The sequence below is a fragment of the Aliivibrio kagoshimensis genome, assembly GCF_050337105.1.
Classification (GTDB): Bacteria; Pseudomonadota; Gammaproteobacteria; order Enterobacterales; family Vibrionaceae; genus Aliivibrio_A; species Aliivibrio_A kagoshimensis.
In genome coordinates this window covers 40,625-53,452 of the sequence record NZ_JAKJSQ010000025.1, presented here as the reverse complement: position 1 = coordinate 53,452, position 12,828 = coordinate 40,625, and the positions used below count along the sequence as shown (strand labels likewise).

Annotated in this window: 9 protein-coding genes; 7 read left to right on the top strand and 2 right to left on the bottom strand. The window is 42.3% G+C overall.

All coding sequences use genetic code 11. The features are described 5' to 3' along the window. Window positions 1-174: 174 nt before the first annotated feature. Both L4C32_RS10300 and L4C32_RS10295 read left to right on the top strand, forming a co-directional pair. Window positions 175-1,935, top strand: coding sequence for a formate--tetrahydrofolate ligase (locus L4C32_RS10300; RefSeq protein WP_428196792.1), 1,761 nt, complete (start codon window positions 175-177; stop codon window positions 1,933-1,935). Between the two features lie 91 nt (window positions 1,936-2,026). Next, window positions 2,027-2,527 (top strand): YfbU family protein, encoded by a 501-nt coding sequence (locus L4C32_RS10295; protein ID WP_428196791.1) that lies wholly within the window; start codon window positions 2,027-2,029, stop codon window positions 2,525-2,527. A 119-nt stretch (window positions 2,528-2,646) separates the two neighbouring features. On the opposite strand, the gene pyk is transcribed toward L4C32_RS10295, so the two are convergent. Together pyk and L4C32_RS10285 are read right to left on the bottom strand one after the other, a co-directional pair. Then, window positions 2,647-4,122, bottom strand: coding sequence for a pyruvate kinase (gene pyk / locus L4C32_RS10290; RefSeq protein WP_428196790.1), 1,476 nt, complete (start codon window positions 4,120-4,122; stop codon window positions 2,647-2,649). Between the two features lie 144 nt (window positions 4,123-4,266). Then, a complete protein-coding gene (locus tag L4C32_RS10285) occupies window positions 4,267-5,607 on the bottom strand; it encodes an MFS transporter (RefSeq protein WP_428196789.1) in 1,341 nt (446 codons plus the stop codon). A gap of 300 nt (window positions 5,608-5,907) precedes the next feature. Between L4C32_RS10285 and L4C32_RS10280 the strand changes: the two genes are divergently transcribed. The 5 genes from L4C32_RS10280 (at window position 5,908) to L4C32_RS10260 (ending at window position 12,763) form a co-directional block, all read left to right on the top strand. Next, on the top strand, window positions 5,908-7,194 hold the full coding sequence (locus tag L4C32_RS10280) for an ABC transporter substrate-binding protein (RefSeq protein WP_428196788.1): 1,287 nt from the start codon (window positions 5,908-5,910) through the stop codon (window positions 7,192-7,194). Continuing rightward, window positions 7,191-9,566: an ATP-binding protein gene (locus L4C32_RS10275; RefSeq protein WP_428196787.1), complete on the top strand. Its 2,376-nt coding sequence runs from the start codon at window positions 7,191-7,193 to the stop codon at window positions 9,564-9,566. The genes L4C32_RS10280 and L4C32_RS10275 overlap by 4 nt, the downstream gene beginning before the upstream one ends. Then, window positions 9,553-10,815, top strand: coding sequence for a sigma-54-dependent transcriptional regulator (locus L4C32_RS10270; protein WP_428196786.1), 1,263 nt, complete (start codon window positions 9,553-9,555; stop codon window positions 10,813-10,815). Before L4C32_RS10275 ends, L4C32_RS10270 begins: the two co-directional genes overlap by 14 nt. A 93-nt stretch (window positions 10,816-10,908) precedes the next feature. Then, window positions 10,909-11,748 (top strand): 23S rRNA (guanine(745)-N(1))-methyltransferase, encoded by an 840-nt coding sequence (gene rlmA / locus L4C32_RS10265; RefSeq protein ID WP_428196785.1) that lies wholly within the window; start codon window positions 10,909-10,911, stop codon window positions 11,746-11,748. 52 nt (window positions 11,749-11,800) lie between these two features. Then, window positions 11,801-12,763, top strand: a complete 963-nt coding sequence (locus tag L4C32_RS10260; protein ID WP_428196784.1) for a ChaN family lipoprotein — start codon at window positions 11,801-11,803, stop codon at window positions 12,761-12,763. Window positions 12,764-12,828: the final 65 nt, after the last annotated feature.

Below are 12,828 nucleotides of genomic sequence, written 5' to 3'. Positions count from 1 at the left end.
GCTGTATCTTATACTCTACGCGCTGAAAATTGGATGATAAAATATACCGAGCAACATACTAATTATAGCGGTTTTTTTATATTTATTAACAAAAATTATCATAAAACACTCAACAAAACTGCTAATACCGCATAAAATATACCAATACTCTCTCCTCTTTTCTTTAAGGATACTATGGTGTTTATTAGCGATCTCGACATTAGTCAAAATACCCCACTCTCCAGGGTTGAAAAAATTGCATTAAACGCAGGTTTATCAGCAGATGAATTCACCCCGCAAGGCAAATTCAAAGCAAAGGTGAGTCTTGACGTGATAGATCGCTTAAAGCATAAAAAAAACGGAAAACTTGTATTGGTCACCGCGATCACTCCAACTCCTCTCGGTGAAGGAAAAACCGTCACCACGATTGGTCTAGCGCAAGGTTTAGCTAAGCAGAAACAGTCCGCCATAGCCTGCATACGTCAACCCTCAATGGGACCGGTATTTGGAATTAAAGGAGGTGCAGCCGGTGGAGGGTATAGCCAAGTTGCTCCTATGGAAGAGCTCAACTTACACTTAACAGGGGATATTCATGCTGTCACCTCTGCTCATAACCTTGCTTCCGCGGCGATAGATGCCCGTATCTATCACGAACAAAAACATGGTTATGACGCTTTCAGTGCAAAGACTGGGCTCAACGCCTTACAAATCGATACGAAGCAGGTAACTTGGCGGCGGGTGATAGATCACAATGACCGGGCGCTTAGAATGGTTACCGTTGGTAAAAATGCCCCTTCAAAAACCATCAATGGATATGAGCGAGAAGAGGGTTATGATATTACCGCCGCTTCAGAGCTTATGGCCATTCTTTCTCTGGCCACCGACCTTCAAGATCTGCGCAAACGAATCGGCAAAATAGTCATCGGTTTCAATCTCGATGGGCAGCCAGTTACTACTGAAGATCTCCAAGTCGCCGGTGCGATGACCGTCATCATGAAGTCAGCAATCGAACCCACACTAATGCAAACGTTAGAGGGCGTTCCTACTCTCATTCATTCGGGTCCTTTCGCTAATATTGCTCATGGTAACTCTTCAATTATTGCTGATAAAGTTGCCCTTAAGCTTGCCGACTATACCGTGACGGAAGGTGGCTTTGGTTCAGATATGGGTTTTGAAAAAGCCTGTAACATTAAAGCCCAATATGCTGGTTCTGGACCAGATTGTGCGGTATTAGTTGCCACTCTAAGAGGTTTAAAAGCCAACTCAGGAAAGTACGATTTAGCTCCAGGTCAACCCTTCCCAACATCAATTTCCGACCCCGATGAAGCCGCTCTGATCGCAGGGTTTGAAAATTTAAAATGGCACATTGATAATGTTCATAAATATGGTGTTCCCGTCGTAGTGGCGATTAACCGATTCCCGCAGGATTCTAGTGAAGAGCTTGAACAACTTAACGCCATGATCAACGACATTGATGCACCTTACTCCATCAACGTCGCTACCAGTGATGCCTTTTGTAAAGGGGGGGAAGGCGCGATAGACTTGGCTAACCAAGTCATTACGGCGTGTGAGCAGCCATCAAATTTCAAACCCATCTATCAGCTTGATCAGAGCTTGGAAGAAAAAATCATGGCAATATCAGAAATTGGTTATGGCGCAACGAACGTAACACTTTCTGAACAAGCCACTGCTCAACTCAACAAGTTCACAGCATTGGGCTTTTCTCATTTGGCATTATGCATGGCAAAAACCCCCCTCTCCATCACCTCCGATCCTTCAGTTAAAGGAGCACCCACAGATTTCACACTGCCAATTAGAGAGTTGAAGCTGTGTGCAGGCGCTGGATTCATCTATGCATTATGTGGGGAGGTCATGACGATGCCAGGGTTATCTGAAAAACCCGCCTTTATGAATTTGGATATAGACCAACAAGGAAATATAATTGGCCTATCCTAACAAATAGCTAGATACCTGTATCAAGATCAATTAATTTACATATGATTTACTGCTAATCTACCAGCAGATTTAGTTTTTAAGAGGTTACACAATGGAAATGACAAGCGCACAGCGTCTAATTTTATCAAATCAATACTACTTAATGTCACAAATGGACCCTAACAACGCTGATAAATACACGCGCTTACAGACAATTGTTGAACGCGGATATGGCCTTCAAATTCGAGAGCTTGATAAAGATTTTGGTTCTGTTACTGAAGCTGAATGTCGTGAAATCATCGACATTATGGAGATGTACCATGCCATGCAGGAGTCAAATAACCTGCTTAGCGATGATGATAAAAACAGTGTTGACCAACGTCGTTTAAACTTCTTAGGTTTTGATATTGCTACCGAAGCTCAACAAGTAAACTACGTGCGTTTTCTTAAGAATTCTGAAGGTTTATACCCTCAGTTTGATAGCAGTGATCATCAATTTAACAGCCAAGTTCCAATGCTTGATAAATACCGTCGTATGCTAGCAACATGGCGCGAATGTCCTCGACAGTATCATTTATGTCCAACGGAATTATTGCAGATCTTTAACGCTTAACACGTTTGAATCAGTATATTTAAAATCCTTGCTATTTATAGTGAGGATTTTTTATGTCTGTAAAAAAAGACCTACTGATTAGGTAGGCCAAACTCACAGGAGAACGGGTTTTTACAAAATTAAGCGGATACTTTTTCCTCTAAAACAACTTCAGATTCCAGTGTCACCAAACGGCACACATTGACATCTCCTACCCCTTCTAAAGACTCACACTGAGTGATGACCATATTCTTTACTTTGCATTTTTGTGCATCAGGTAAAAGATGTTTAATCACCTCAACTGACAGCTGTTCAGAGTTACACTGCTTGTGCTCAAAATAGACAGGTTTTACCCCTCTTAAAATTGATAGCTGCCTGAGCAGTACCGTTCTGTCAGAGAGTGCCCAAATCATAGATTGACTCTGGCATCGAGACATAATGAGCGGAGTATTTCCTTGCTCTGTCACGATCGCCACACCAAAGTCTGAACTTTCGCGTGCTGCAGAGATCATGGACGATAAGGCAAAACGTTTTTCAGGGTCCGTGCAGAGGTGCTGTAAACAGTCCCAACACTTTTTTACGCAGGGCGATTGCTCTTCAGCCCCCGTGGCGATACGCACCATCGCTTCAACCGCTTCGACTGGATAATCTCCAGCAGCAGATTCAGCAGATAACATCACGGCATCAGTCCCATCCATCACGGCATTAGCAACATCCAGCACTTCCGCTCGAGTTGGCAAAGGATTCTCAATCATGGACTCCATCATCTGAGTCGCGGTGATCACCGGTTTACCAAAATGACGTGAACGGGCAATAAGCTGCTTCTGAACAAATGGCAATCTTGCATCACCAATTTCTACCCCAAGATCGCCACGAGCAACCATGATGACATCTGACGCTTGCACCATCTCATCAATACTGTGTTCATTTTCTACCACTTCCGCACGTTCGACTTTCGCGACAATTTGTGCATTACAGCCCGCTTCAACCGCTTTACGACGTGCATAGTGAATGTCTTCAGCATTACGCGGGAACGAAATTGCTAAAAAGTCCGCATTTAACGCTGAAGCAATAGAGATATCGCTGATGTCTTTTTCCGTTAACGCCGGTGCCGATAAACCGCCGCCTAATAGATTGATGCCTTTTCTGTTTGACAGTTTGCCACTGTTCAAGACCAGGGTTTTTACCTTTTGTCGCTCTGTATCAACATTAGTGACTTCTAACTGAATACGTCCATCATCCAGTAATAGTGTATTGCCAACTCCTAGGTCATTGATTAACTGAGGGTAATCTAATCCAACACACTCTTTAGTGCCTTCATTGGCATCAAGTGTTGCATCTAGACTGAATTCTTGGCCTTTTTCTAGTTCTACAACACCGGTTTTAAAACAAGAGATACGAATCTTAGGGCCTTGTAGGTCAACTAAAACACCGACATGTTGATTCATTGAGCGTGAAATTGAGCGAACCAATGCAGCTTTTGCAATGTGCTCTTGTGCCGTACCGTGTGAGAAATTTAAACGTACAACATTAACGCCAGCTTGGATTAACTTTCTGATCATTGTTTCGCTTTGACTTGCGGGACCAAGAGTGGCCACTATTTTAGTTTTACACATAGATTCTTCCTATTATGAAAAGAGAGTTAAAAATGGTAATAAAAATGCTATGTAAGATATTTGCAGGTCAATCAAATGTTGAAAATTGTAGAGAGAGTTCAGAATATTCTGAGGGTACTGAACCTCTCTCTACGGGGGGAGCTGTTATTCTAACGTGGTAACTTTTTTAGCATTCCATACAGTTAATGCTAATATCAGAGACAATACTGCTGCACCTAACCAGAAATACTGAGCACTACTGAAGTCATACACTTCAACACCATCAACGACTTGAACATCAATTAATGACGCAGAAATCAATTCCTGAGCAGACGCTGCCATGTATGAACATAGACCAATGAATCCTTTCACCGCACCTACAGCTTTTTGAGGCATAAGGTCACATGCCGTTAGCCCTGCTAGGAAAACCACTAGGCCGCCAATAGCGAAACCAATCATGGTTAGTGCAACAGCATCTACCATTCGGCTAGATGGCCCAAAGAACATTAAGCACATACCAGCGATGTTGATGATACCGTAGATCAATGTTGGGATATGGCGATTAGATTTGAACAATTTATCAGACATCATTCCCGACAAAATTGCCCCAGCTAAACCAGCGATTGGGTAAGCAGACATTGCAAAACCTGCGTCTAATAAGTCGTAACCTTTTGACTCTTGCAGATACAAAACAGCCCATGATGACATTGCATAGCGAGAGATATACATCATGGCACATGCCGCTGCGATTAACCAAAGTGTAGGTTGCTTAAGGATAAACAATTGTGCTTTGCGAGTTTCAGCAGGCGAAGCTTTTACCTTATCTTCAACTTCTTCACCAAAAGCCGTTGCTGCATCAGGAAGTCCATATGTTTGTGGTCGATCTTTTAGAGCAACAAGCATACATAGCGCAGCTGCAACCGCTGCAATACCAGCACCGATGAAACCAGCGCGCCAACCAAAGTAGCTCACCAGTGATGCAGTAAGAATCCAAGTGATCGCCTCGCCAATGTTGCGTGAACCAGCCCATATCGAGTAGCGGCTACCACGCTGTTTGGGAGAGAACCACTGATATAGTGATACACACGAAGGAGCTGAACCGACTGATTGGAACCAACCGTTTAGTGCCCAGAGAATAACGAAGAATGCACTGGCTGTGTTCATCCCCATAGCTATTGCAGTTACCCCTGACAAAAGAAGGGAAATGGACATAAAGCGGCCGATATTGGCGTAGTCAGAAAGTAACCCGTTAGAGAACTTACCTATTGCATACGTAAAAAAGAAGGCCGAACCCATAATGCCGAGTTCTGCTAGTGTTACAATATCAGCATCAAGCATGGGTTTTTTAACCACACCTAAACTTAAACGAACTACGTAAAAAACCGCGTAACCAAAAACAAGCCCTAAAAACACTTGCCATTGGTAGGATTTAAATTTCTTTTGTATCTGTTCCGTCGAACCTTCCATGACAGGTAGGTCTTCCCGAGTTTTGAAGAATCCAAACATACTTCACCCTATTTCATTTTTAATTAAAATCTCGCTAACGTGCGATAATTTGTTGTCGGGGGCTATCTTCAGTGAAAAGGGGGATTGTGACAAAAGGACCATTTCGAGACAATTTTGACTCAAGCGTGGATAATTAGGTGTCAAAAGTGGCCGTTTTATTCAAATGCTAAGATTAAGATAGTGATAAAGTACCTTTTAGATTTTTTCGCTGTGTCATATTTGACTCACTTATAAAAACTGTTTTTATTTATCTATTTATCAACATTTGACTGAACGCACAAAACAGCCTTGGAATGAGACATGAGACCATTACTCTTTTTTGTTATCGCTATTTTCACCTCTCTAATACTGCCATTCACTTCCTTTACAGTAAGTGCAAAAAATGACAGCAATACATTGGTGATACTCACCACACTGTCAGAGAAACCTCTCCAGCCAATCTTAGATGGGTTCAAACAAAAATATAGCAGCGCGAAAGTAAAAGTGATTCATCGTCGTACCTCCACCAGCATCAAGCTGCTTAATCAAGGTTATATCGATGATATTGATGTCGTTATCTCCACATCCCCTTTTTTAATGAATAAGCTCAATGAATTACAGTTACTCAAAGCGGTTCCATCTAAATACAACCCACCCGCTTGGTTAGCTGCACATATTATGGTAGATGACAATCGAGCTGTCGCAGTTGGGTATTCCGGTGCAGTGATTCTCTGGAACAAAGATTATTTAGCGATGAACAAGCTGCCTCAACCTACCCGATGGGAAGATTTAGCCAAACCAGATTTCTTCCAACACATTACGATGAGTACTCCAACCCGCTCAGGAACCACTCAAATGATGATTGAGAGTATTCTTCAGCATTATGGTTGGGATGAGGGCTGGCGTTTGCTGCTTAATATCGGGGCCAACTTAGCCACCATCTCTTCACGCAGCTTTGGGGTCAGCGAATCTATTTCAAGGGGCATTGTTGGTGCTGGTCCCGTGATTGATAGTTACGCGCTCAATTTAACCAACTTATCATTCTTGAGTTATTCATACCTATCAAATGTGGCGCTGATGCCCTCCTTAGTTGGCGTGCTCAATACCCAAGATCAAAATAGACTGACGACACAGTTTCTTGATTACTTTCTGTCTAATAGCGTACAGAGTACAATTTCCAGTAATAGCTTTGCCAAACAACCTATCAATGACCCTAAACTCGCAAAAAATGTTCATTTCATCTTAGATAAAGAAGTAATGACTCGAAGAGAACAGTTGATCAATACCTTATTTGATTTGGCAATTACTCAGCAATTGCCACAACTGCAAGATACTTGGTTAAGCATTATAAAAGCGCAAAAGAGATACCAAGGTAGACCTGATATTCAACAGCAAATTGAGCAAGCGAAAAGTATTCTTTTTCATTTTCCCATTAATGAGGATGAAGCATTAAGTGCTCATCAAAAAACAGTTCGTTACGAAGGCGACCCTAAATACAACCCAGATCTTCTTAAAATTCAGCTTAAGTGGAACCAGAAATTTAACCTTAACCTCTCACGTGCTAGCCAGATAATTATTGATATTAATAAAAAAGAACATAACAAATGAGAACAATAAAATATCACACTATTGGTTCCAAACTCATGCTGGCCTTTGCAAGCTGTACTCTGTTGATCGCGGTGATCAGTGTGGTCGCACTGACCACTTGGAACAATCTCGATACGCATGTAAACACCATATTGAACTCCAGTGTTCCTACATTGAATACCAGCTATCAACTTGAGAATCACAGCGCACATTTACAGTCCTTTGTTACTCAAATCCAAGCCTCTGATAATAAAGCCGAACACAACAGTTTAAAGCTCTCGTTAAATACCGAGATCTCAACCATTAAAGAGGTCATGAAAAACCTTAAAAGAACGCCCGATACGTCGGAGCTTGATTTCGGTTATAAACAGCTGTCAATAGATATCGATATTTTGAGTAATCAACTATTAAGAAGAATTGACAATAGCCGTGTGATTAACACCACGGTAGAGAGATTGCATTGGATTCATCAAGATATCATTGATGAACTGCAACCCTTGAGGCAAGAACTGCAATGGCAGCTGACTCGAATTAACGACGATAATGCGCAGAAAAGTAATCTGAATAACATCAGTGAAGAGTTTTCCATTACTCAAAACATCATGGATAAAGAGACTGCACTCTATAATCAGATAGAGGAGCTGCCTCTTACACCTCATCAAATTCAAATAGACAATGCCTTTCAAGTCATTAAGTACAAGTTAGACGAAATTGAGTCATTAAGTCAGAAGCTATACTACCACTCATCTACGATTGCCTACCGCCAACTGTTAAAGGACCTTTCAACCATTATTCAGCCCAGTGGCGATTTTCAACAGAAGCTGAATGAAAATGTTCAACTGCAAAACGAAATTGATGCCACTAACTCCTCTATTCTCACGCAATTGGCGCTGCAGCATCAGCAAATAAAAAGAATGGTCGGTGATGCCGATTTAACCCTTAAAGAGGTTAAGTTGAGTACGCAAACAACCATTGCCGATGGAAACCGCTTACTCATCATCTGTTTTAGCATCTCACTGGCCATCAGTATTTTTCTTACCATCTACTTTGTCAAAATTCGAATTGTTAACCGACTTAACCAATTAAGTGACAGCTTAGAAGCGATTAACAAAGGTAAGATCGACTCTAAAATCACCGTATCAGGTAGCGATGAAATCGGACAAATTGGCGAGAAGTTACGTGAATTTAGAGCACAGATAAGAGAGATGGAACGTACTAATGCCCTCAACCTTATTAATAATACCCTTGCTAGTATCATCACCTGTGATCTGACCGGAATGATAGAGTCGGTAAACCCATCAGCCAAAAAACTGTTCGATAATAAGTGCTCTCCGGAAAGCAACATGGTGTGGGACTGTTTTATATCGCAAAATAAAGAGAAGCTAAAAGCGCAATTTGTACACACTGGCGATCTGCACCGTAAAGGTTCTTCCACCGTGACACTTTTCATACAACCAAAAAACAAACCGGAAGACATAATTTATCTCAGGCTCAACCTTAACTTATTTGAGCAAGGTCATAGTCAAAAAGTCATTATCACCATCTCCGATATTACTGAACATATTGAGACCAAGCGTATTCTTGAAATGCACGTGAATGAAAAAACCAACTCATTGACCCTTGCCAACCAAGAACTCAAAGGCGAGATACAAGAGCACCGCAGAACGGAGCAGAATCTCAGAGATACCCAAACAGAGCTGATACAAGCAGCCAAGATGGCAGTGGTAGGCCAAGCAATGACCAGTATGGCCCATGAGCTTAATCAGCCTCTCTCAGCTATCTCTACCTATCTGTTTAGCGCTAAAATGGCAGTCGATACTCAGCAGTATCACGCGCTACCAAGCTCATTAACTAAAATCGAAGAACTTGGGGTTCGCATGGGGAAAATCATTAAAAATCTTCGCCACTTTGCCAAGAAACACCCGGTAGATTGCCCTTTGATTGCCGTTGATCTTTTCGAAGTAACCGAACAAGCCTCTGCTATCGTGGCAAATAAAGCCAAACGCCAGCAGACAGAAATCATCAATCAGCTGTCGAAAGGACTTATCACTGAGGCAGACAGCATTCAATTAGAACAGATCATTATTAATTTACTGGTTAATGCTTGTGACGCTGTTGCCAGTGAACAGACCAAAAGCATCGAAATAGTCCATTTAGACTCAAACAATGATTTGCATACCATTGCAATAAAAGACAGTGGTAAAGGGTTCGAACCAGAGATCATTGAATCACTTTTCACACCATTTACTACCACCAAAGAGGTCGGTTTAGGATTAGGCTTGAGTATAAGTAGGTCTATAATTAAACGATTTAATGGTTCAATTTTTCTCGCTTCATCGATAAATGGTGGCGCAATGATCATCTTGGAATTACCTAAACATGACAACAAGTAACCCCTTAGAAATTTTATTGGTTGATGATGACCAAGACGTTTTAGACTCTTATCATCATCTACTCTCTATTGCGGGCTACCGCACTAAGCGCTTTACCGATCCGGTTTCTGCGTTAGCCTTCATTTCCCCTGATTGGCCAGGTATCGTCATCACAGACATGTACATGCCTCAACTGAGTGGCTTGGAGCTGTTAGTTAAATTAAAAGAGAAAGACCCACATCTGCCCGTTATTATGATTACTGGTCACGGTGATATTCCAATGGCAGTAAAAGCCGTCAAACATGGGGTATGTGACTTTTTAGAAAAACCGATTAACCCGCCAGAACTGCTGTCACTGATCAGTAAACATCTACTGCTGCGCGATCAATACTTAGAGCAGAAAAACTCATTGAGTAAAACGTTAAAGCGCGAGCTCATTGGTAAATCGGCACAAGTGAACAAAATTCGAGAGCATTTAACGGAGATTGCCCTATTAGATAACAATATCTGTATTTATGGTGAGTCTGGATCTGGACGCCATAATATTGCCTCTCTGATCCACGGTTTAAGTGCTCGTTCGACATCCTCGTATGTTCAAATAAATGGCAATCAGATTGCTGGTGAGTTCGAAGCGATCTTCACACAACACTCTCAAGCAACTATTGTACTCTCCTACCCTGAGCAACTCAGTGCGAAATCACAATACTGGCTGTCCGAGTTTTTACTCAACCAAGAACGCACTCAAATTAAGCCTATACGATTAATCACCATTTTTAACCACTCACCTGAGTCGTACATTAACGAACAAAAGTTATTACCAGAGCTTTATTATATTATCAATCAGAGCTTCTTAGAGCTTCCCGCGCTTAGGAACCGTCCTGATGACATCGCTCAACTGTTTCATCACTTTTTAAAACAGAGCTGCAAAAAAATTGGCAAACCACTGCCGACAGTAGATAAAAGCTACTTAGTGACTCTACGCTCTCATAATTGGCCAGGTAACGTACGTGAGCTACGTAATGTGGCAGAGCTATTTGCCATCGGCATTGTTAAGTTGATTGGACAGAACAGAACCCAGCCTATTGACCAAGCACACAGTCCTCTTGATGATTTGGTCGATGAGTTTGAGAAGCAGATTATTGAAGATGCTCTATATCTCTTTTCTGGCAAAGTGGCCGATGCAGCTAGCTACCTGCAAGTGCCACGAAAGAAACTCTATCTGAGAATGAAAAAACACGAAATTGATAAAAAAGATTACAAAAACCAATAAATTTGCTCACTCAGAGGGGAGAAACTCCCTCCCCTCTTGCAGCCAGCCAAGGCTCGAAGTACACTTGCGGCGCGTTTATCACAAGGTTATGTTATGTCTTATCTCTGCCCGTTATGTCACCAGCCCTTAGCCAGTAACAACAACCAACTTCGTTGCGACAATAACCATCAATTTGATGTCGCTAAAGAGGGGTATGTCAACTTAATGCCTGCTCACCATAAGCGCTCAAAGAGTCCGGGTGATAACAAAGAGATGATGCAAGCAAGGCGTCAATTTCTGGCCGCGAATCACTACCAACCGATGCAGCAAGCGGTTGCTCGATTATGCAAAAACCATATCGCTGATAATGCTACCGCTATTTTAGATATTGGGTGTGGCGAAGGATACTACACCGCAGAGATTGCCAATCAGTTCACTGACCATGATACGTTACACATTTTTGGATTAGACATTTCAAAGGTGGCAATTAAATACGCCGCGAAACGCTATCGTCACTGTCAGTTTAGCGTTGCATCAAGCCACAAGCTCCCCTTTGCGGATGAGTCACTGGATGCCATCGTCAGGATCTATGCGCCGTGTAAAGATCAAGAACTACAACGTACCCTAAAACCAACAGGCAAAGTGATTACCGTTACTCCTGCCAGTCGGCATCTCTATCAACTTCGTGACGCCGTCTACCAAGAAGTCCGGCTGCATCCGGAAGAGCCTGAAGTCATTGATGGATTTCAACTTGAGCTTGAAGAGAAGCTTTCATATCGCATGGACCTCACTGGTGAAGAAGCGTTAGCACTGCTGCAAATGACGCCATTCGCTTGGAAAGCAACTCAAGAGTACAAAGAGGCGCTACAATCTATGCCTACGTTCAACTGTGAAGCGGATTTTATGATTCGAGTATACAATAAATCAATTGGTATTGATTCTCATTTAGATTGACGAGAGTGCAATACTCCATTACTCTCTATACTCATTTTATGAGGTAACCCTATTGAATAGTAAAGCGGCACTAGCCATCACTCTCATTACCTTGCTGTCTGGATGCCTATCCACAGCCGATTCAGAGAGTGAGCACTCTTCCTCTATTGTTGAGACCTTCTACGACTATCAGCTTTTATCACCGAATCAACAAAAGATCGATGTGACACACTTTACTCAACAGATCAAAGATGCAGATGTGGTGTTAGTCGGTGAGTGGCATACGCACGCAGGGATTCATCGCTTCCAATCCGATCTACTTCGTTCCATGCATCAAATCCATCCAGACGTTGCCCTCTCTATGGAGCAATTCTCCCGTGACAAACAGAGTGTAGTCAATCAGTATCTCAGCAATGACATTGGTGAGCAGACGTTAATCTCTGAGGCTAACGCTTGGCCGAACTACGAAAGTGACTACCGCCCTTTAGTCGAGTTTGCTAAACAGAACAACCTGAATATTATTGCGTCTAATGCGCCAAAAAGCATTGTCAGATGCATTGGCCGGGAAGGCATTGATTACTTAAATAAATTACCTGAAACGCAGAGAGCGTGGTTGGCTACATCGATCTCACTGGCTGACTCCCCTTATCAACGTCACTTCCTCGCATCGATGCATCATGGTACTGAGACGCAAAACCTTAACCAGTATGCTGCACAAGTAACGTGGGATGACACCATGGCTGAAAGCATCGTTTCATACTTGACTGCTCACCCTAACTCTCAAGTCATGCATATTGCTGGAAAGTTCCATATTGAAAATGGTTTAGGTACAGCCGCCAGTATTTTAGCAAGAGCTCCGCACTTAAACGTTGTGGTGGTTTCTCCCATTTCGCCAGATCAAACCGTTGAAAGTGGCAATACCGATTACCGATTACAGGTCATGTCGCCACCAACGCGCTTTATAAAGAGAGAGAATATGATGGCATCATTTAAACAGTTGGCAGAACGCAACAGCGAACTGCAGTGTATCCCTTAAACAGGGCTCTCCCTCTATTCATATTTCTGACATCATTGCCGTGCACTCTATTTCCAAACACTACT